This is a genomic window from Streptococcus infantis (assembly GCF_021497965.1).
Lineage (GTDB): Bacteria > Bacillota > Bacilli > Lactobacillales > Streptococcaceae > Streptococcus > Streptococcus infantis_B.
In genome coordinates, this window is sequence record NZ_CP046525.1 from 944,033 (window position 1) to 965,374 (window position 21,342).

A 21,342-nucleotide genomic window follows, 5' to 3' on the forward strand; every position below is an offset into this window, starting at 1 on the left:
ATTATCATAAATATTTTTTTGAAAATCTTCAAATTATTATCTTGACATTTCTAAAAGTTTCAGTATTGTCGATATTTTTACATGATTTAAGCTTCCATACATCAAATCACTTACAATATTTTCACCAATCTTTATTTTATAAAATAGACACTTTAAAAACCTAACATTATTTTCAAATAATTTTCATTTTGTTCGGATAAAGTATCTTGAGTACAATTTTATCAAATTTTCTGAAATTTTCAACTATTTATTGTATTTTTCCATATTTTTTATTATTAGGATAAATTATAGATAACCACAACAAAAAAACTCAAGATAAAATCTTGAGTTTCATTAAAGATTTATGATAAAACATTCATAACAGCTACACTCACGTTGTCAAGGGTATTTTCTTGATTTGAACAACTGTTCGTAATCAACATTTCGAGATTACCAGCATTTTCATAATAGTGAGATTCACCCTTAGCATTAAAGACAACTAGGTAATGCTCATCATCTCCTTGAATCTCATAAACAATCCACCCACTATTTTCAATGGCTGTATGGACAAAGACATGACGATAAACTTCCTCATATGTAGGGTATGAAAAGGCACTACTCTTTGTTTTAAGACCTATTATCTGACGAATAAATTCAATGCTATCCTGACGTTCATGAATCAAGTCCCAGTTTACCTGGTTAACTGAGTCTGGAGCATTGTAACTGTTCATAGCGCGTTCACGGTCGGCATGGGTCAATTCCCCATTTTCACCTGTAGGAACTAGCTTGGTACGCCCAAACTCTTGACCGAGTTCCATAAAGGAAATACCTTGCATCAGCAGATTCATAGCAGTTGCTGTTTCTACTTTTTTCATGATGCTAGCTTGATTTTCTGTTGGATGGAGTGTCGCTAACAAATCATGCAAATTATAATTATCATGGGCTTCTACATAGTTGACAACCTGGTTAGGGCTTAGATAAGAGCCCAGTTCACGACTACCAAGAATAGCTTTGGCAACAATTGGTTCAGTGGCAGCACCACTTACGAAGCCTGATTTGATATCACCATAAACTTCAGCACCCTTAACCGCATTACGTTGATCATCATTGAAAAATCCAATATTTGGCAACTGATAAGCATTGTCTTTCTTAGCCTTATCGTAAGGTGCTAGACCAGTACCCATATCCCAACCTTCTCCATAAAGGATGATTTTAGGATCGACTTCATCCATTGCCCAACGGATCATCTGCATGGTTTTAATGTCATGGATTCCCATCAAGTCAAAGCGGAAACCATCAATATTAAACTCATTCACCCAATAAAGAAGTGAATCAATCATGTACTTACGGAACATTTCATGTTCACTAGCAGTCTCGTTTCCTACACCAGTACCATTTTGATAACTTCCATCGCGGTTCATTCGGTAATAATAGTCTGGAACCGTTGTTTGGAAAGGGGCATCAACAGTTGAAAACGTATGGTTGTATACCACATCCATAATGACGCCAATTCCAGCATCATGATAAGCTTGAATCATCGTCTTCAAATCGCGGATGACTTGACCTGGATCATTTAGATTCGTAGACATGCTGGTTTCTGGTGCATTGTAGTTTTGTGGATCATAACCCCAGTTGTAGGTCACATTTCCATCTGCATCATACTCTTTGTGACGATCAGCAATTGGTTGCAGTTGAACATAGTTCACACCAAGCTCTTTGATGTAATCAAATGCAGTAGACTGACCGAAGTGATTAACTGTTCCAGTTTGGGCAGCACCCAAGAAAGTACCTCTTAATTCTGGAGCAACACCAGAAGTTTCAGACTTGGTCAAGTCACGAATATGCATTTCGTAAATAACCGCTTGACAAGGATTTTCTAATCGCCAAGTTGCTTCCGTTCCATTCTTAACTTCAAAACCTTCAACTTGACGTTCTTTTTCTGAAAGAATCGCTGAACGTTTCCCATCTGGACTTGTCGCAATGGTATACGGATCACGTGTCAATGATTGATGATGTGGAAAATCAATCTGATATTGATAGGCACGACCTGCAAGACTTTCAGGAACTGTCAAATTCCAAACGCCAATTGTATTATCCTTGTGACTATAGGAATAACTATTTCCACGTTTCATCTCATACTTTTTTAGGATAGGAGCGTCATTGCTTGCTGATTCATAAACTACAACTTGTACAGTTGTAGCTGTTGGCGACCAAAGTTTAAAGCTTGTTTCTTCTTCGGAAACCTTGCATCCCAGTTCTCCTTGGTAACCCCAGTGGTGATCAAAACTAGCACTGTTAATCGCTTTATCAAAAGCAAATGGATTTTGATCTTTATAATGTGGACTTGCAATGGCTGGATTTTCAGAATAATAAACGGTGTCATCGCCATCCAAAATCCATACTTCTGTCAATAGTGGATAATGATTGAATCGGATAGGATATTCTTTGCTTACTCCATCTTTATCAACAGTAAACACCATTTGTTCAAGAGGTGTTTCACTTGATTGGGTAAATGAAAACTTCTCTCCAAAGTATTCTTGCTCTTTAACAAATTCTACTGAATCAGCTGGCCTTTTACTAAAGTTGCAACTCTGATATGCTTCATCCTTACGATGATAATGAATAAGTACAGGATAGTTGTACATGTTTTTCCCTAATTTCTAATTATAAATTTATATAGTAACATTTCTTGATTCACTTATTTGGATAGAAGCAAGAAATCATAGATGATTATTCTAGACTATGTATTCCTTACAAACTCTCCAACCAAGCTTCATCTCGAATCTCAATTCCAAGTTCTTGTGCTTTTTGGAGTTTGCTTCCTGCATCTGCTCCTGCTACCACAAGGTCAGTCTTCTTCGATACGCTACCCGTTACCTTGGCACCAAGATTTTCGAGCTTACTTTTGGCTTCCGAGCGAGTAAGACGTTCAAGTTTCCCTGTCAATACAACAGTGAGACCTGATAAGGCAGCATCTGCTGCAACTACCTGTCCTTTATAGTCTAGATTAACACCTAATTCTTTTAATTCGCTTAAAAGGATTTTAGAACCATCAGTTGCAAAGTAAGTCTGTAAACTTTGAGCAATCACAGAACCCAGACTCTCGATAGTTGCAATTTCTTCTGGATTTGCCTGAGCCAAAGCTTCAACAGAATGAAAGTTTTGAAGTAACAACTGACTTGCCTTGCTTCCTACATGACGAATTCCCAAACCAAACAAGAGTTTCTCAGCAGAGTTTTCCTTAGATGCTTGAATAGCTTGATAGAGTTTTTGGGCAGATTTTTCCTTAATGCCTTCTAGCAAGAGGAAATCTTCCACAGTCAAACGATAAATATCTGCTACATCCTTGACCAATTGTGCATCAAAAAGTTTTTCGACGACAGATGGCCCAAGTCCAGAAATATTCATGGCATCACGCGATGCGAAGTGCGTCAAGCCTTCCTTGATTTGAGCAGGACATCGCGGATTGATACAACGAAGGGCAACCTCATCTTCAAAATGCAAAAGTTTACTATCACAACTTGGACAGTTTGTTGGAATATCGAGTTTTTCTTCAGACACACGCTTAGATTCAACGACACGTAAAACAGCTGGAATGATATCCCCTGCCTTATAAACAATCACCGTATCATCCTTACGAATATCCTTTTCTGCAATATAGTCAACATTATGAAGAGTTGCTCGACTTACAGTAGTAGCTGCCAGTTGAACTGGAGTAAGATTAGCAGTCGGAGTTACGACTCCTGTTCTTCCAACTGTCCAATCAACCGAAAGAAGTTTTGCTTCTTTTTCTTCTGCCGGAAACTTATAAGCCACTGCCCACTTAGGTGCTTTTACTGTAAAACCTAACTGCTCTTGACCGGCTAAGTCATTAACCTTAATCACAACACCATCGATATCATAAGGCAACTGGTCTCTTTCTAGACCAACTTCTTGGATAAAATCCCAAACCTCATCCATGCTGTGCGCTAATAGGCGCCTATGATTAACCACAAAACCTAACTGTTCTAAATGTTCCAAAACCTTCTCTTGGCTATCTCGTGTTGAAGGACTAGCTTCCTGATAGAGGAAAGTTGCAAGATTACGCTTAGCTACTACTGCAGTATCTAACTGGCGAAGGGTTCCTGCAGCAGCATTTCGTGGATTAGCGAATTCAGGCTCGCCGTTTTCTTGACGCGATTGATTAACCTGATCAAATGATGCCCTCGGCATATAGCATTCACCACGAACAGTTATATCTAATTTTTCTGGTAAAGTTAAAGGAATGTCTTTCACTCGTTTAAGATTTTCAGTGATATTTTCACCAATAGAGCCATCACCACGAGTTGCTCCAGCAACAAAAAGTCCTTGCTCATAAGTCAAGGAAATCGATAGTCCATCAATCTTCAACTCACAAATATAAGTGACATCATCCAATTCTTTACGAACACGCGCATCAAAGGCATCTAATTCTTCACGTGAAAAAGCATCCTGCAAACTATAGAGAGGATACTGATGACTATATTTTTCAAATCCATCAAGAATCTTTCCACCTACACGATGTGTCGGGCTTTCTGGCAAGACTTGGTCCGGATGAGCTTTTTCTAACTCTACCAATTTACGATAAAGACGGTCATACTCACTATCAGATACAGATGGATTGTCACTTGTATAATACTCTGTCGCATAGCGATTGAGCAACTCAACGAGCTCTTTCATTCTTTCATTCATAAAACCATTTTACCATAAAAAGGGCCATAGAAACAATACTCAAGCTCTAAAAAAGAAAATGAGAAGGGCTTTTCTATCCCTTCTCACTAATTTTTATTTTTTACGGTTCAAAATAGCGTTCAAGATAATAGCTACTGTACTTGCAATAACGATACCATTTGAGAAGAACATTTGTAATTCAGTCGGTAAAGTATTGAAGAGGTTGCTTCCATTTAATCCCACCCCTGCAGAAATAGAAACTGCTGCAATGAGGAAGTTGTGTTCATTGTGCTCAAAGTCTACACGAGCCAAGATTTGCATCCCTTGCAGAGACACGAAACCGAACATGACGAGCATAGCTCCACCAAGAACAGGGCTAGGAATAATCTGAGCCAAGGCACCAAACTTAGGCAAAAGACCGAGCAAGATAAGGAAACCAGCTGCGTAGTAGATTGGCAAACGAGTACGAATACCTGAAAGTTTCACCAAACCTACGTTTTGTGAAAATCCTGTATAAGGGAAGGTATTGAAAAGTCCACCAAGTAAAACAGCGAGACCTTCAGCACGATAACCATTGCGGAGACGAGTGCTATCAATTGGATCTTTAGTAATATCAGAGAGAGCAAGATATACACCTGTTGATTCTACCATTGATACAGTAGCGATGATACACATCATGACAATAGATGAAATCTCAAATTGTGGAGCACCGAAGTAGAATGGAGTTGGGATATGAATAAGTGGAGCTTCTGCTACTGGAGAGAAATCAACCAAGCCCATAGTTGCAGCTATAATCGTACCGGCAATCAAACCAATCAAAATCGAAATAGATTTGATAAATCCTTTTGTAAAGATATTAACCAAAAGAATAATGAGAACAGTAAGCATTGCCAGGGCTAAACTTTGACCGGTTGGTTTTTCTACATTATTTCCCATATTTCCAATAGCAACTGGAATCAAGGTCAATCCGATAGTTGTGATAACAGAACCAGTTACGATAGCAGGGAACAGATTGGCAACCTTAGAAAAGATACCTGAAATCAGGATGACATAAATCCCTGAAGCAATCAAGGCTCCAAACATAGCACCACTACCATGACTCTGACCAATCATGATAAGAGGAGCAACAGACTGGAAGGCTACACCAAGAACGATTGGCAATCCAACACCGAAGTGTTTATTGAGTTGCAATTGTAAGAGAGTTGCAACCCCACACATAAAGATATCTGTTGAGATAAGGTAGGTCAACTGTTGAGCTGAATACCCCAAAGCACTTGCAATCATGATTGGTACTAGGATTGAACCTGAATACATGGCTAGCAAGTGTTGCAAACCAAGAACGGCCGCCTGTGAGTGTTTTTCTTGTTGTTTCATTAGATGTCTGCCTCCTTGAAGATAACTTTTCCATTTTCAAAACGCTCTAATCGCGCTAGTGATACTACTTGATGACCTGATTTTTCTAACAGCTCACGGCCATCTTGGAAGGATTTTTCAATCACAATTCCGATGGCTTCAACTCTAGCACCAGCTTGCTCGATAATCTGAATCAGCCCTTTAGCTGCTTGGCCATTTGCCAAGAAATCATCGATAATCAATACTTTATCTTCAGGAGATAAGAACTTCCCTGCAATGGATACGGTACTAGTTACTTGTTTCGTGAAAGAATAAACTTCAGCAGTCAAAATTCCTTCATTCATGGTAATATTTTTTGCCTTCTTAGCAAAAATCATAGGTACTTCTAACTGTTCTGCCACATATAAGGCTGGGGCAATTCCAGATGCTTCAATAGTTACAACTTTTGTAATGCCAGCATTTTTAAAATGCTCTGCAAAAGTACGACCAATCTCACGCATCAAGGAATAATCAACTTGGTGGGTCAAGAAGGAATCCACCTTAAGAATATTCTCACCTAGAATATTCCCATCTTTTAAAATACGTTCCTCTAGTATTTTCACAATAACCTCCGAAATAAAAAGGGACTTACAAAGTAAGTCCCTTGGAAACATAGAAACAGATAACACTGATTCTTTTATCTCTCTTCGACTTACTCATTGTTAGGTATTTACGGTACCTTGTAGAAACGCCACGCCAATTCGCGGCATAAATAAGTAATCATATTTTTTTTAGTGAGCATCTCCATTCCAGATAGAGTTCTTCACAATCACATAATCCACATGTCTAAGATCTGCTACTTTTCGACCTCCAGCATAAGAAATCGAACTTTGCAAATCTTGTTCCATCTCTGTTAAGGTATCTTGTAAATGTCCTTTGGCAGGAAGAAGAATCTTCTTACCTTCAACATTCTTATAAGCACCTTTTTGGTATTCTGAAGCAGAACCATAGTATTCTTTAAATTGTTTACCATCGACTTCAACTGTTTTACCAGGACTTTCGATATGTCCTGCAAATAGTGACCCAATCATAACCATACTTGCACCGAAACGAATTGACTTGGCAATATCTCCGTGTGTACGGATACCACCATCAGCAATAACCGGTTTACGAGCAGCCTTAGCACACCAGCGAAGAGCCGCTAACTGCCAACCACCAGTACCAAAACCAGTTTTGACCTTAGTAATACATACCTTACCTGGACCGATTCCGACCTTAGTTGCATCTGCACCAGCATTTTCAAGTTCACGAACGGCTTCTGGTGTTCCAACGTTACCAGCGATGACAAAGGTATCTGGCAATTCTTTCTTGATGTGCTGAATCATTGAAATCACACTGTCTGCATGACCATGAGCGATATCAATAGTGATATACTCTGGAGCATCATCCTTTAATTGACTAACAAAATCATACTCGTAATCTTTAACACCAACAGAGATAGAAGCAATCAAGCCCTTATCATGCATGCGTTTCACAAAAGGGATGCGTCCAGCTTCATCGAATCGATGCATAATATAGAAATAACCACCTTTTGCAAGCTGTTCTGCAACATCTTCATCTAAGATTGTTTGCATATTTGAAGGAACAACTGGTAATTTAAAGGTGTGCTTCCCAAGTGTCACGTGTGTATCAGCTTCTGCACGACTTTTAAGAACACACTTGTTAGGGATTAGCTGAATATCTTCATAGTCAAAGATCGGAAATTCGTTTAACATTTCGATGTCTCGTTTCTTTTATAATGACCTACCTATGCTTTCGCATCACTACGCCTTTTCCGACGTTTCCTTTAAAGATTATAAACTAAGGTAAAGTTTTTGTCAATTATTTTGAAACCTAAAATTTATAACGTTCGGATTTTGCTTATGATTTCATAAAAAAACAGAGAGTCTATGAACTCTCTATGATCTGTTTTATCTTAATAATACTCACCTTGACGATAATCCCATGAGTTAAAGGTATCTGATAAATGCATCATGATTTTATCGATATCCAGTCCTTTACGGATCACAACTGGAGCTGGTGAGATTGAACGTGCTCCACCTTGTTCTGGTATGAGTTTGCCATCCTTATCAACCATAGACACCATCACACCTTGCTCGTAACGAGTTTCAACTGTTTTGTCAGGTTGGATAGATGCCACATAGTCATCTGCTTCAATGACAAGGTCCACTGCCCCTTCGATACGTTGACCGATTCCTTCAACCTTACCACGATTTCCTTTTCCTGATGGGTTAGCTGATGAGGCGTAGACCATCTTACCTTCTTCCCAAAGTTTGGCAGCCAATTGTTCACCAGCTTTCCCAAATTTGATAACAAAACAGCTAGTACCACGCACGTCAGTCATAAGTTCTTCACGTCCATCACCGTATGCTTTCAATTTTTCAAAAGCTTCTGGTTTCCATGGAAGGATACAACCAAGAAGAATGTCTTCATCCCAATGTTTTTGATAGAAGGCTTCAATTTCTGGGTTTAGCAGCGCTAAAGCGCGAAGCTCATCCATGCTACCACAGAGGACTACTCCTGGTTTATTACGATTACGTTCTTTGGCTTCAAACTTACGTTCAAGCCCTGCCTTATCATTAGTCATGATAATGTAACCAACCTTAGTAGGACAAACGATACATCCGCCCTCACCTTTTAAAATTTCATAACCTTCTTGTGAAAGTGTTCCGTTCCATTGAATGTGTTTTGTCATAGTTCTGTTTCCTTTTCTATTTTTTTATTCTTGCCAGTAGGCTGGTCGTTGTTTTTCATAAGCAGCAATCAAGTCTTCATACTGCAAGGTAATACCGATATCATCTAAACCATTTAAGAGCTTGTGTTTCCACTCACTATCAATTTCGAAAGTGAATTCTCCAACTGGTGTGATGATTGTTTGTTGTTCCAAGTCCACAGTTACCTGGTCAGTCGGTTTAAGTTGGGCTAGCTTTTCTCTGATCTCCCTAGGCTGAACAATAGGCAACATACCATTATTGAGCTCATTATTGTAATGAATATCTCCAAAAGAGCCAGCAATCACGACCTTAAAACCATAGTCAGCCAGTGCCCAAGCTGCGTGTTCCCTCGAAGAACCAGCCCCAAAATTATCTCCTGTGATGAGGATACTGGCTTTACGATATTCAGATCGGTTAAAGACAAAGTCTGGGTCCTCAGTATACTGATCATCCACATAACGCCAAGCATACATGAGGTATTTCCCAAAACCTTTCTTATCAATCAACTTGAGAAACTGTTTAGGTAGGATTTGGTCGGTATCGATATTATCATTCATAAGAGGAACCGTTGTTCCTGTATAAACTGTAAATTTTTCCATATCCTCTCCTTACTGGGCTTCTGGCATTTGCCGAACATCTACGAAACGTCCTGCGATAGCTGCCGCAGCTGCCATTGCTGGACTACAAAGATGGGTCTTCGCTCCAAATCCCTGTCTATCTTCAAAGTTACGATTGCTAGTTGAGGCGCAGTGAACACCATCTGGTACCTTGTCAGGATTCATCCCTAGACACATAGAGCAACCTGGGTCTCTCCACTCAAAGCCAGCATCTTGGAAAACCTTATCCAAGCCCAACTTTTCAGCAGCTCGCTTGACTGGTCGAGATCCTGGTACTACGATTGCTGTCAGGTTGGGAGCAATTTTCTTCCCTTCGATAAATCGAGCAGCCAGTTGCAAATCGCTAAGCCGAGCATTAGTACAAGAACCTATAAAAACATAGCCAAGTTGGATATCTGCTGGTTTCTGACCTGGTTGTAAATCCATGTAATGATAGGCCCGTTCATCGTTCATATCTTTTATTTCTGGGAAGCTAGTCTCATAGTCAACTCCCATGGCAGGATTGGTTCCCCAAGTCACCATAGGTGCTAATTCAGAAACATCCATACGGATAACCTTGTCATAGACGGCATCGGCATCACTAACCAGTCTTTTCCAATCAGCTACTGCTGCATCAAAATCCTTTGGAACACACTCACGTCCCTTTAGATAGTCATATGTTATCTGATCTGGATTCATGATTCCCATCTTAGAGCCAAACTCAATGGACATATTGCAGATGGTCATTCGCTCTTCCATACTGAGTGCATCAATCGCTTGACCACGATACTCAACCACGTAGCCAACACCACAAGCAACACCATACTTGGCAATCAAAGCTAGGATGAAATCCTTGGAATAGACTCCTTTTTGAGGAACTCCTGTGAATTCCACCAACATTTTCTTGGGTTTAACCTGCCAAATAGTTTGAGTAGCAAATACGTGCTCGACCTCACTGGTTCCAATCCCAAAGGCAATCGCTCCAAAGGCTCCATGGGTCGCCGTATGGCTATCTCCACAGACGATAAATTTTCCTGGTTGTGTTCGTCCTGTTTCTGGACCAACCATGTGAACGATGCCTTGTTTTTCAGAACCGTGGGCCGCATGTTCAATCCCGAATTCCTCAACATTTTCTGCCAACTTATCAATCTGTGCTTTCGAGATTACATCTCGAATATCATAAATATTTACCGTTGGAACATTGTGGTCAAAGGTACCAAATGTTAAATCTGGTCTTCTCAATCTTCGCCCTGCATCTCGTAATCCTTGAAAAGCTTGAGGACTAGTCACTTCATGGATGTAGTGCTGATCCACATACATGAGTTGTGGTTGTCCCTCTTCTCCTGTGATTACATGGAGGTCCCATAATTTATCAAAAATCGATTTTCCTGCCATTCATTACCTCCATACAAAATACAAAGCCACTAGTGTAGTTACTATTCCTAGGAACCAAACTGTTTTAAAATACCATTTTCTGGTCTTGTGGTGAAAAGTAATTCCTGCCAACCAGGCTCCAAAACCGCCACAAAAGAATGCAAATGATAATAAATATTTTTCCGGGATTCGCCAAGCACCTCTTTTGGCTTTAGATTTATCAACACCATAAATCATAAATATAAATAGATTCCAAATCAAAATAGCAAAAGTAATTCCTTGATTTATCTTCATAATCTTTCAATGATGGCTTCCGTCATTTCCTTGGTCGAAGCCTGTCCTCCTATATCTCTTGTTAAAATACCTGCAGCTAGACTTTCCTCAACAGCACGCTCGATATGCTCCGCATCCTCATAACGTCCAAAACTATCACGCAGCATCATCGCAACTGATAAAATCATGGAAATGGGATTAGCAATGCCTTGACCTGCTATATCAGGTGCTGAACCATGAATCGGTTCATAAAGGCTCGGTCCATTTTCAGAGTGACTAGCCGATGGCATAACTCCAAGTGTACCAGATAGAACACTTGATTCATCAGATAAGATATCTCCAAAAAGATTCTCTGTCACGATAACATCAAACCTGTCTGGATTTGTAATCATGAGCATGGCAGCTGAGTCTACTAGCTGGTGCTCCAAGGTTACATCCGGAAAATCTTTTGCGACTTCTTCAGCCACTTTCCTCCATAGTTTTGAAGTTGCTAACACATTTTGTTTATCGATACTTGTAACGACTTTTCTCCGACTCCTTGCGATTTCAAAAGCCTTACGAATAATCCGCTCCACTTCCTCATAGCTATAGTCGTTGATATCACGTGCCGATTTCTCTTCAAGGATATGATCTCCGAAGTAAATACCACCTGTCAACTCACGCACCACTACAAAGTCAACACCAGCAATTCGATCTGGCTTAAGAGGTGATAAGTGCTTGAGACTCTCAAATATCTTTACCGGACGAATATTGGCATAGAGATTGAGTTCCTTACGAAGATCCAGCAAACCTTGTTCAGGTCGAACTGCGGCATTATCATACTGAGGACTACCAATTGCAGCTAGCAGAATAGCGTCCGCTTCTCTAGCAGCCTTTAAAGTTTCATCTGGTAATGGATGTCCTGTAGCATCAATACCTGCACCTCCAAATGGTCGTCTGTCTATCTCAAAGTCAAAAACTGTTTTTTCGGCTATCGATGCTAGAACTTCTAAACCTGCTTCCATGATTTCTGGTCCAATTCCGTCGCCTGCTAGGGCAACTATTTTCTTTGTCATAGAATTCTCCTTTAAACACTAGGCATGTCACGGTAGGAAAGATTTGGGCCGATCTCGCCAGTATTCTCTTTTTGAACAAAGGTATTGGCATTTATATAAGCAATAGCTGATGCTTTCAACACATCAAAATCAAGACCTGCTGCGTTAAAGATAGTCTCAGTATCAATGTTTTCAACAGTAACTAAGACACGTGCCTGAGCATCAATCCCATCTGTTACTGCATCAATTGTGTAGGATACCAAGCGAACAGATTGATTAAAGAATTTGTCGATAGCGTTAAAGATAGCCTCAACCGAACCTTGTCCTGTTGCATTAAATTCAACCTTTTCACCATCCAAATTAGCCAAGCTAACAGTCGCTTCAATATCATTTTCCGCATGAGTTTGGAGTTGTAGATCATCGAAGTGGAACCCTTCTGGATTTTCAACCATGGTACCAGCTACTAGAGCTCGAATATCTGCATCAGTGACTTCTTGCTTCTTATCAGCCAAAGCCTTGAACTTAGCAAAAAGTGGTTTGATGTCTTCGTCTGTAAAGTCTAGGGCCAAATCTCTTAGTTTCTCAACAAAAGCATGGCGACCAGACAATTTCCCAAGCGGAAGACTATTACTCTTGACACCCACCAATTCTGGTGTGATGATTTCATAAGTAAGAGGATTTTTAAGAACACCATCTTGGTGAATACCTGATTCATGAGAAAAAGCATTTCCTCCGACAACTGCCTTATTTTTTGGAACTGGAATCCCTGAGAAGCGAGAGAGCATTTCAGACGTATTAATCGTTTCATTTAGGACAATACTTGTCTCTGCTTGGTAGTAATCTTGTCGAATATTGAGGGCCACTGCTATTTCTTCTAAAGCAGCATTCCCAGCTCTTTCTCCGATTCCGTTAATGGTGCCTTCAACACGTCCTGCCCCATTCTTAACAGCAGTAAGGCTATTTGCTACCGCCATTCCAAGGTCATCGTGACAGTGAGGAGAATAGATGATCTGACTATCTGTTTGTACATTGTCAATCAGGTATTTAAAGATACTTCCATATTCCTCTGGAGTAGTAAAACCTACTGTGTCAGGAATATTGATATAGGTTGCACCTGCGTCTACCGCTGTCTGAACGACTTGTAGGAGAAAATCGAGCTCAGTTCTTGTCGCATCCTCTGGAGAGAATTCTACTATTTCAAACTTGCTCCTTGCATAGGAAACATGCTCTTTAATAGCTTCCAATATCTCCTCTTTACTCTTATTCAACTTAAATTCACGATGAATAGGACTTGTTGCAATAAAGACATGGATTTGTGGATACTTAGCATCCTTAAGAGCTTCATAACAAGCATCAATATCAGATTTAACAGAACGAGCTAACCCTGTCACTGCTGTTGTTTTCATAGCTTTGGCAATCTCTTGAACAGCTGTAAATGAATCTGGACTAGCTGCTGGAAAACCAGCTTCGATTGCTGAAATTCCCCATTTCTCTAGCTGTCTAGCTATAGCAACCTTTTCTTTAATTGAAAAATTGACACCCGGCGTCTGCTCACCGTCTCGGAGACTGGTATCTAAAAACTCAACTACACGCATGAGAATTCTCCCTTCACATTTTCGATATAGAAAAAACATCTCGCTCGGAGTACCAAGCGAGATGTTGATTTACTCCCGCTTGGTAAGCCAAACAGGACTAATGCTATTGCACTAGTCCGAGTACCTCAACAACAAAGCAAATTGATTAAACTTAGCTGTTTTCATGTTTGACTTTCTCCTTTGTTTGATGTCTTGTTTAGTATTCTAGCATAGGAAAAATCACGTGTCAAGAAAAAATCAAATATTTTCTGAAAATTTCTTCAATAGCGAATATTTTGCAAATTGAAAGTATTTGAAAACTCAAATATGTTCCTTTATTTCTTAGAAGTCAAAAACCAACTTCTCTCAAATAGTTTAACAATCTGTTCATCCGATAAAGTATCATCAAGTGGCAGACTTATCCAATAGCGTTTATTCATATGAAAAGCTGGGTAAATGCCTTTTTCTAGTAATAAATTAGCTACTTGATCATGTTTAAGATTAACGACTTCTACGTGTCCTTCTCGTGCCTTATCTAGTTTTTCCCAGGAAATCTTCATTAATACTGCGTACCACTTCTGATTGTCATCATGGCGTAAAACCGCCGTATCAGGTGATTTCTCCCATAAGTATTCTAATTGATTTTCAAACTTTTCTTGGACTAGAGTCATAATTCTCTTTGTCTGCGGACAGAGAAATTCCTGCACCTCGAAACAGGACTTTCGGATATCATAAAGAACTTCTAAACAAGCCTCTCGAACACTTCCGACAAAAGTACCTCTCATACTTTCCATGTGAACTTGAGGATATAGATCACCAGTTTCTTGGTCATAAATTTGAAAAGATAAGTCTCCATCCTCAACAGTAACTATCATAAGAAAGTCACCCTGTAAAATTGTCGAGCTAAAGGTCCATACACCTTGATTTTCTACAAATCCATACCCTTTGGCCTTTTTACTATTAAACTGATAGGCTTTAAAAATTTCAAACATAAGCGAAAACTGCTACCATAAGCTAGCAGTTCCTTTCTATTTTTTAAAAGACAACCTTTGTTCCATGTAATTGTGTCACGCCTAATTGATCGATAAAGGTTTGACGGTTGTCCATGTCAATCCCTCCACCTGGTAAAATTTCGATTTTACCTGCAGCATGTTCGAGAATTCTACGATAGTGAGCAAATCGTTTCTCTAACGAATCTCCAGATACACCAGCGCGAGTCAGGATGCGTGTCACTCCAGCTTGACTAAGCCAATCAATGGCTTCCAACTGGTCCTCGTCACTTAATTCATCAAAAGCCATATGGAAAACAATTTCCATGCCTTTAGAAGCAGCAATCAATTTTTCAAGGTTGGACTTATCCAGTTTCTTATCTGCTGTCAATGCACCAAATACAACCCCTTGGCTCCCTGCCTGAGCAGTCACACGAATGTCCTCAAGCATAATAGAAATCTCGAGGTCATTGTAAACAAAGTCACCACCACGTGGACGAATCATAGTCATGATAGTCGTATCGTAGTCAGATGCCAGTTCAACAGCTGCCTTAGTTACTCCATAACTTGGTGTCGTTCCACCAACAGCAAGATTATCACAGAGCTCAATACGGCGAGCGCCAGCCTGTATGGCCTTTTTAAGCAAGGTTACATTTTCAGCACAAAATTCGTAAATCATTTGATACTCCTTGACGATTTATTTGATATTATTATATCATATTGTTTTAAGTACCCCCTACTTTTTATCAAGGAAAAACGCTACTTATTAAAGCTATTTCTTATCTGGAATCACCTTAAAGAGATAATAGGTTATAAATATTGTTAAACATCCTAAAGCAATTTTCACGGGTAAAAGCGGAGCGAAATAAATGGAGATTCCCATCAAGATATAAATCGAAACAATGATTTTTTTCTTGCGTTCACGCGCAATAGACTTGGTTTCTCTAAAGTCAGCAACATATGTTTGATAAAGTTTGGTATGATAGAGCCAATCTTCAAAACGCTTAGAAGATTTAGAAAAACAGGCAATTGATAATAAGAGGAAGGGAGTTGTTGGTAATAGTGGCAAGGCAACTCCAACGATAGCCAAAGCTAATGAAATGAATCCAATGCTAAGATAAATAATGCGCATATCTACTCCTAAGTAAGAATAATCTTCTTCTAGTTAAGCATAAAAAGATAAAATCTGTCAAGTTTAAATTAAAAAGAGCTGAAATTATCATTTCAGCCCTAATTATTTTTATTTAATCTTTTCTTCTTCGTAGTCACCATTGCTACATACGATCTGTTTCCCTCCACCACGGATTTTTTTCTCCATGAGGAAGTGACCACATTTAGGACAATCACGTCCAACAGGTTTATCCCAAGAAGTAAAGTCACATTCTGGATAACGATTGCATCCATAGAATATACGATTACGTTTAGTTTTGCGTTCGATGATTTGCCCTTGATGGCAGGTTGGACAGGTGACACCAACTTCTTTAACAATGGCCTGTGTGTGTCGACAATCTGGGAAATTACTACATGCGTAAAACTTACCGAAGCGCCCAATCTTAATCACCATCGGACTACCACAGACTTCACAGTCAAATCCAGCTGGTTCATCCTTGATTTGAATTTTTTCCATCTCTTCTTCAGCTTTTGCAACCTCTTTAGAGAATGGTTTATAAAACTCATCGATGACTCTTTGCCATTGTTCTTTTCCGACTTCGACATCATCTAGCTTCCCTTCCATTTCAGCAGTAAATTTCACATTAACAATGTCAGGGAAGTATTCGACAATCAGCTTGTTCACGACTTGTCCCAAATCAGTCGGTTCAAAACGTTTAGATGCAAGTCTTACATAGTAACGTTTTTGAATGGTTTCAATGGTTGGAGCATAGGTAGATGGGCGACCAACTCCGTTTTCTTCCAAAGTTTTAATCAATGTTGCTTCTGAATATCGTGCAGGAGGTTGTGTGAAATGTTGTTCAGGTTTGCTATTGACCTGTTTGACCACATCTCCTACTTTCATATCTGGAAGCATCTTATTCTTATCAGAATCGTTATAAATCGCCAAATAACCATCAAACTTAACTTGGCTACCATTAGCAGCAAATTGAACTCCATTTTGTGAAAGTTTAACAGCCATAGTATCGAAAATCGCACCAGTCATCTGACTAGCCACAAAGCGGTTCCAGATGAGGGTATAAAGTTTAAGCTGGTCTTTATCCAAATACTTAGCAATTTTTTCAGGTGTATTGAAAACACTAGAAGGCCGAATAGCTTCGTGGGCATCCTGAGCACCAGAGGCATTTTTTACCCGACTACCATGCTTAGAATAGTTACTACCAAAGCGTTCGGTAATATAGCTTGCAGCTTCGTTTTGCGCTACAGGACTAATACGAGTAGAGTCCGTACGCATATAGGTAATCAAACCTTGAACACCTGTACCAATGTTGATACCTTCATACAGTTGTTGGGCGACCATCATGGTTTTGCGTGTACGGAAGTTGATCTTATTAGCAGCATCCATCTGCATAGAAGACGTTGTATATGGAAGAGGAGCATTCCGCTTTCTCTCTTTTTTATCCACTTGATCAACTGTAAAGTCCTTGCTAGTCAAGTGAGATAAGACCTCTTTAACATCTTCATTGGTAGTCAACTTCATCTTCTTGCCATTCATTCCATAAAAAGAAGCTTGGAACTGCTTGGTTCCTTTTTTAAAGGTACCATCAATCGTCCAATATTCTTCTGGTTGGAAGGCATTGATTTCATCTTCGCGATCAATGATTAGCTTTAAAGCGACAGACTGCACACGTCCTGCCGATAAACCTTTTTTAACTTTTTTCCACAAGATTGGAGAAATTGAATACCCTACTAAACGGTCCAAAACACGACGGGCTTGTTGGGCATCGACCAAATCCATATTGATTTTACGAGGTTCTTTAAAGGCATTTTTCACTGCATCTTTGGTAATCTCGTTGAAAACAACACGGTTGGTGTCATTCTCGTCAAGATTTAAAATATGAGCCAAATGCCAAGAAATAGCTTCTCCTTCACGATCCGGGTCACTTGCAAGAAAGACTTTATTGGCTTTCTTTGCTTCTTTTTTCAAATCGTTGATAAGAGGACCTTTACCTCGAATATTGATATATTGTGGCTCGTAATTATTTTCAACGTCAACTGACATACTTGACTTTTTCAAATCACGGATATGACCGACGCTAGCTAAAACCTTATAATTACGTCCTAGATATTTTTCAATCGTCTTCGCCTTAGCAGGTGACTCTACGATTACAAGATTTTTTTTACTTGTTGATTTTTTCTTTTTGGTTGCTGTTACCACAGTATCACACCTTCTAAAAGTAATTAAACTTTATAAAGTGTAAACCATTTTTAAAAACCTGTCAAGACTTAACACCCATATAATAGAAGAAAAGTTTGCTAAATGAAATCATTTCATTCATTAAAATTCAAATTCTGCTAGTATATCCTGCCCACATGTTGCTAGTTTTGCTCCTTCTTGGATCAAATGATGACAGCCGTCTGAGCGTCCATCTAAAATGGAACCTGGAATCGCAAAGACATCTCTACCTTCCTCCATCGCACGCTCACAAGTGATTAAGCTACCAGATCTCATTTTAGCTTCTGCAACGATAACTCCTCTACACAATCCTGCAATAATGCGATTTCTGGCAGGAAAGTGAAATTTCAAGGGTTCTTCCCCTGGTCCGTACTCACTTAGTATTAAATGATTGTCTCCAATGTATTCTTGAAGACGTTTATTTGAACGAGGATAATAGACGTCTAAACCAGTCCCGATCACTGCAATCGTTTTGCCACCAGTTTGAAGAATTGACATATGGGCTGCTGTGTCGATTCCTCTAGCAAGTCCGCTCACCACAACTAATTCATTCTCCAGTTCTTCAATGACTTTCCGGACTGATTTGGTTCCGGTTTGACTACAAGAGCGACTACCTACAACTGCTATCTTGGGTAATTTCAAGAGATTTAAATCTCCTTTATAAAAAAGCAATACAGGTGCATCATAAATTTCACTGAGTGAAATTGGATAAACATCATCCAAAATTGAAAATGATGGGAACTTTTCAAAATCTTTCTGGAGACGTTCCATGCTTTCAAAAGTCAGTTTATGATATCGCTCCATAAAAACTACTGGATTACGACACTCTGAGGCTTCAGCAATTGTCTCTAAACTCAATTCCTGATCATAAATTTCTCCATATTGAAGAACTTTCAGAACCTGCTGATTACTTAAACCTGCTTGCTTTAACTTATAAATCTCGAAATTATCAATCTTAATTTTCATGATCGACTCCTTTTTCTCTCTCAATTTATCTATTCGTAGAAAAAGAAAAAAACTCCCAACAATTTTACTTGTTAGGAAGTTTCTATTTATCATTGTTATGTTAGTAATCAGGTCGAAGAACTCCAGTGACAGTCGCTTTAGTTGCTTCGTAGTCTCCGTCAATAACAACCTTGATAATGCGTTTAGCATCTTCTTCAGGCGCAGGAACCAATGGGAGGCGAGTTGGACCAGCTTCAAATCCCATATAGTTGAGTACTGCCTTGACAGGCGCCGGACTTGGATAAGAGAAAAGAGCATTGACTTTAGGAATAAATTTACGTTGAATCGCTGCTGCCTTCTTCATATCACTCTCTTCAATCGCAGTGAACATTTCATGCATTTCATCACCATTCGTATGAGAAGCAACAGAAATTACACCGTCAGCACCAAGATTCATAGCATGGAAAGCATCCCCATCTTCACCAGTGTATACCAAAAAGTCTTCAGGCTTATGCTCAATCAAATAGGCCATATTTGCAAGGCTGGTACATTCTTTAACTCCGATGATATTTGGATGTTCCGCTAAGCGAAGCATGGTTTCCGGAGTCAATTCAACTACTACACGACCTGGGATGTTATAGATAATAATTGGCAAATCAGATGCGTCTGCAATGGCTTTAAAGTGTTGGTACATACCTTCTTGAGATGGTTTATTGTAGTAAGGAACAATCGCTAGACCGGCTGCAAAACCACCAAACTCCGCTACTTCCTTGACGAACTCGATAGAGTCGCGAGTATCGTTAGTACCAACACCCGCAATTAAAGGAACACGGCCGTTAACAACCTTCTGAACAGCTGCAAACAACTGCAACTCCTCATCGTGAGTAAGAGTTGGACTCTCAGCAGTCGTCCCCGCCAAGAGAATTCCATCTGTATGATGTGCCAATAAGTGTTCAATTAATTTTGGAATCGCATCGAAATTGATAGAGCCATCTTCATGAAAAGGAGTAATAAAAGCTGTAATAATTTTACAATCTTTTAAATCTTGATAAGACATACAATAATTCCTCTCTATTTTAAAGAAGGAGTTCAAACGAACTCCTACATGTTATTTCAATTCAAATTTTAATTCAGCTGTTGGGCGAACCAAACCACGTTCGTGAAGTGTTTCTGCGATTTGGACTGAGTTCCAAGCAGCACCTTTAAGGAGGTTATCAGAAACCACCCACATATGGATTCCTTTTTCTGCATCCAGGTCTTTGCGGATACGTCCAACGAATGTATCACGTGAACCTACAGCATTGACTGCTTGAGGATAGATTTGATGGGCAACATCGTCTTCAAGGACGGCACCTGGGAAGGCAGCAATAGCTGCTTTCACTTCTTCAATTGGGGCTACTTCTTTTGTTTCAATATAGACTGACTCTGAGTGAGCTGACAAGACGGGAATACGAACACATGTTGCTGAAACAGCAATACTATCGTCTTCCATGATTTTCTTAGTTTCGTTTGTCATCTTCATTTCTTCGTATGTGTAGTCATTATCTGTGAAGACATCAATTTGTGGAAGAGCGTTGAAGGCGATTGGATAGTGTTTCTTATCTCCACCTGAAGGCAAGATTTCTGCTTTTACATCACGTGGATTAACACCATCATTCAAGACTTCACGAAGCTCACGTTGAGTTTCAAGAATTGCTCCCATACCAGCACCTGATACTGCTTGATAAGTTGATACGATGATACGGTCCAACCCCCATTTTTGACGAACAGGCTCAAGAGCAACCATCATTTGAATAGTTGAACAGTTTGGACAAGAGATGATTCCGTTGTGAGCATCAAGAGCGTGAGCATTCACTTCAGGTACTACCAATGGTACATCAGGATTTTGACGGAAGTAAGAAGTGTTATCTACAACGACTGCACCTGCTTTAACAGCATAAGGTGCGTATTTTGCAGAAGTTGAACCACCAGCTGAGAAGAGCGCAATATCAACTCCTTCAAAAGCGTCTTCTGTTGTTTCTTCAATCGTCACATCTTGGCCTTTGAATTGCAAGACCTTTCCTGCAGAACGTGCAGATGCAAGATAGCGAATTTTATCGATTGGAAGAGTTGATTCTTCCAACATTTTGATCATTTGAGCACCAACGGCACCTGTAGCACCGACAACAGCAACTGTGTATCCCATAACAAACCTCTTTTTGAATTTTCTAAAAATTTCTATAATAGAAACATTATACTACTTTTTAAAAGAATTGAAAAGTCTTTACCCTATCTATTTTCTGAAATTGACAAGAAAAGGCGGTGGGACAGAAATCGATAGACAAAGTCTCGATTTCGTAGTCCCAGCCCCGCGAGGATGATTAGGAGCTTTTTGGAGTCTAAAAGACGAACAAAAAGTTCAATCAGCTACCGCGTCAAAGTTTGATTGCTAATAAAA

The 21,342-nt window shown here is 39.5% G+C and carries 18 protein-coding genes and 1 riboswitch; all 18 genes read right to left on the reverse strand.

The features are described 5' to 3' along the window. Positions 1–341 precede the first annotated feature (341 nt). The 18 genes from pulA to GOM46_RS04775 all read right to left on the reverse strand — a co-directional run bounded on the left by pulA (position 342) and on the right by GOM46_RS04775 (position 21,090). Positions 342–2,624: a type I pullulanase gene (gene pulA, locus GOM46_RS04690; RefSeq protein WP_006151115.1), complete on the reverse strand. Its 2,283-nt coding sequence runs from the start codon at positions 2,622–2,624 to the stop codon at positions 342–344. Positions 2,625–2,730: 106 nt separating this feature from the next. Beyond that, entirely contained in the window at positions 2,731–4,689 is a 1,959-nt protein-coding gene (gene ligA / locus GOM46_RS04695) for an NAD-dependent DNA ligase LigA (RefSeq protein ID WP_235083292.1), read from the reverse strand. Positions 4,690–4,782: 93 nt separating this feature from the next. Beyond that, positions 4,783–6,042, reverse strand: coding sequence for a nucleobase:cation symporter-2 family protein (locus tag GOM46_RS04700; RefSeq protein WP_006151142.1), 1,260 nt, complete (start codon positions 6,040–6,042; stop codon positions 4,783–4,785). Then, on the reverse strand, positions 6,042–6,623 hold the full coding sequence (locus tag GOM46_RS04705; RefSeq protein ID WP_006151148.1) for a xanthine phosphoribosyltransferase: 582 nt from the start codon (positions 6,621–6,623) through the stop codon (positions 6,042–6,044). The genes GOM46_RS04700 and GOM46_RS04705 overlap by 1 nt, the downstream gene beginning before the upstream one ends. Positions 6,624–6,699: 76 nt before the next feature. Then, positions 6,700–6,796, reverse strand: a riboswitch (purine riboswitch). Then, on the reverse strand, positions 6,792–7,775 hold the full coding sequence (gene guaC / locus GOM46_RS04710) for a GMP reductase (protein WP_025170059.1): 984 nt from the start codon (positions 7,773–7,775) through the stop codon (positions 6,792–6,794). It overlaps the preceding riboswitch by 5 nt. A 200-nt stretch (positions 7,776–7,975) precedes the next feature. Beyond that, a complete protein-coding gene (locus GOM46_RS04715) occupies positions 7,976–8,755 on the reverse strand; it encodes an L-threonylcarbamoyladenylate synthase (protein WP_006151153.1) in 780 nt (259 codons plus the stop codon). A gap of 24 nt (positions 8,756–8,779) precedes the next feature. Further along, positions 8,780–9,373 (reverse strand): 3-isopropylmalate dehydratase small subunit, encoded by a 594-nt coding sequence (leuD, locus tag GOM46_RS04720; protein WP_006151152.1) that lies wholly within the window; start codon positions 9,371–9,373, stop codon positions 8,780–8,782. A gap of 9 nt (positions 9,374–9,382) precedes the next feature. Then, the gene (leuC, locus tag GOM46_RS04725; protein ID WP_006151140.1) at positions 9,383–10,765 is read right to left on the reverse strand and encodes a 3-isopropylmalate dehydratase large subunit; all 1,383 of its coding nucleotides are present in this window, start codon (positions 10,763–10,765) and stop codon (positions 9,383–9,385) included. A gap of 3 nt (positions 10,766–10,768) precedes the next feature. After that, complete coding sequence (locus GOM46_RS04730) at positions 10,769–11,038, reverse strand: DUF1294 domain-containing protein (protein ID WP_006151124.1); 270 nt, start codon at positions 11,036–11,038, stop codon at positions 10,769–10,771. Then, a complete protein-coding gene (gene leuB, locus GOM46_RS04735) occupies positions 11,035–12,072 on the reverse strand; it encodes a 3-isopropylmalate dehydrogenase (protein WP_235083293.1) in 1,038 nt (345 codons plus the stop codon). Before leuB ends, GOM46_RS04730 begins: the two co-directional genes overlap by 4 nt. A gap of 11 nt (positions 12,073–12,083) precedes the next feature. Continuing rightward, on the reverse strand, positions 12,084–13,646 hold the full coding sequence (locus GOM46_RS04740; protein ID WP_006151112.1) for a 2-isopropylmalate synthase: 1,563 nt from the start codon (positions 13,644–13,646) through the stop codon (positions 12,084–12,086). A 314-nt stretch (positions 13,647–13,960) separates the two neighbouring features. Beyond that, positions 13,961–14,617 (reverse strand): MmcQ/YjbR family DNA-binding protein, encoded by a 657-nt coding sequence (locus GOM46_RS04745; protein ID WP_006151130.1) that lies wholly within the window; start codon positions 14,615–14,617, stop codon positions 13,961–13,963. A gap of 43 nt (positions 14,618–14,660) precedes the next feature. Next, on the reverse strand, positions 14,661–15,293 hold the full coding sequence (locus GOM46_RS04750) for a copper homeostasis protein CutC (protein ID WP_006151147.1): 633 nt from the start codon (positions 15,291–15,293) through the stop codon (positions 14,661–14,663). A gap of 93 nt (positions 15,294–15,386) precedes the next feature. Further along, positions 15,387–15,746: a YbaN family protein gene (locus GOM46_RS04755; protein ID WP_006151143.1), complete on the reverse strand. Its 360-nt coding sequence runs from the start codon at positions 15,744–15,746 to the stop codon at positions 15,387–15,389. A gap of 108 nt (positions 15,747–15,854) precedes the next feature. After that, on the reverse strand, positions 15,855–17,942 hold the full coding sequence (gene topA / locus GOM46_RS04760) for a type I DNA topoisomerase (protein ID WP_235083294.1): 2,088 nt from the start codon (positions 17,940–17,942) through the stop codon (positions 15,855–15,857). A gap of 120 nt (positions 17,943–18,062) precedes the next feature. Further along, entirely contained in the window at positions 18,063–18,920 is an 858-nt protein-coding gene (gene dprA / locus GOM46_RS04765; protein ID WP_414930185.1) for a DNA-processing protein DprA, read from the reverse strand. A gap of 106 nt (positions 18,921–19,026) precedes the next feature. Beyond that, the gene (gene dapA / locus GOM46_RS04770) at positions 19,027–19,962 is read right to left on the reverse strand and encodes a 4-hydroxy-tetrahydrodipicolinate synthase (RefSeq protein ID WP_006150491.1); all 936 of its coding nucleotides are present in this window, start codon (positions 19,960–19,962) and stop codon (positions 19,027–19,029) included. Between the two features lie 51 nt (positions 19,963–20,013). Continuing rightward, positions 20,014–21,090, reverse strand: coding sequence for an aspartate-semialdehyde dehydrogenase (locus GOM46_RS04775; RefSeq protein ID WP_006150470.1), 1,077 nt, complete (start codon positions 21,088–21,090; stop codon positions 20,014–20,016). Positions 21,091–21,342: the final 252 nt, after the last annotated feature.

Bases quoted from the DNA above. Each gene is read 5' to 3' on its own strand.
- GOM46_RS04740 (WP_006151112.1), bottom strand. From the start codon at position 13,646: ATGCGTGTAGTTGAGTTTTTAGATACCAGTCTCCGAGACGGTGAGCAG.
- GOM46_RS04775 (WP_006150470.1), bottom strand. From the start codon at position 21,090: ATGGGATACACAGTTGCTGTTGTCGGTGCTACAGGTGCCGTTGGTGCT.
- GOM46_RS04750 (WP_006151147.1), bottom strand. From the start codon at position 15,293: ATGATTTACGAATTTTGTGCTGAAAATGTAACCTTGCTTAAAAAGGCC.
- GOM46_RS04730 (WP_006151124.1), bottom strand. From the start codon at position 11,038: ATGAAGATAAATCAAGGAATTACTTTTGCTATTTTGATTTGGAATCTA.
- guaC (WP_025170059.1), bottom strand. From the start codon at position 7,775: ATGTTAAACGAATTTCCGATCTTTGACTATGAAGATATTCAGCTAATC.
- leuB (WP_235083293.1), bottom strand. From the start codon at position 12,072: ATGACAAAGAAAATAGTTGCCCTAGCAGGCGACGGAATTGGACCAGAA.
- GOM46_RS04700 (WP_006151142.1), bottom strand. From the start codon at position 6,042: ATGAAACAACAAGAAAAACACTCACAGGCGGCCGTTCTTGGTTTGCAA.
- ligA (WP_235083292.1), bottom strand. From the start codon at position 4,689: ATGAATGAAAGAATGAAAGAGCTCGTTGAGTTGCTCAATCGCTATGCG.
- GOM46_RS04755 (WP_006151143.1), bottom strand. From the start codon at position 15,746: ATGCGCATTATTTATCTTAGCATTGGATTCATTTCATTAGCTTTGGCT.
- pulA (WP_006151115.1), bottom strand. From the start codon at position 2,624: ATGTACAACTATCCTGTACTTATTCATTATCATCGTAAGGATGAAGCA.
- leuD (WP_006151152.1), bottom strand. From the start codon at position 9,373: ATGGAAAAATTTACAGTTTATACAGGAACAACGGTTCCTCTTATGAAT.
- GOM46_RS04745 (WP_006151130.1), bottom strand. From the start codon at position 14,617: ATGTTTGAAATTTTTAAAGCCTATCAGTTTAATAGTAAAAAGGCCAAA.
- dapA (WP_006150491.1), bottom strand. From the start codon at position 19,962: ATGTCTTATCAAGATTTAAAAGATTGTAAAATTATTACAGCTTTTATT.
- GOM46_RS04715 (WP_006151153.1), bottom strand. From the start codon at position 8,755: ATGACAAAACACATTCAATGGAACGGAACACTTTCACAAGAAGGTTAT.
- leuC (WP_006151140.1), bottom strand. From the start codon at position 10,765: ATGGCAGGAAAATCGATTTTTGATAAATTATGGGACCTCCATGTAATC.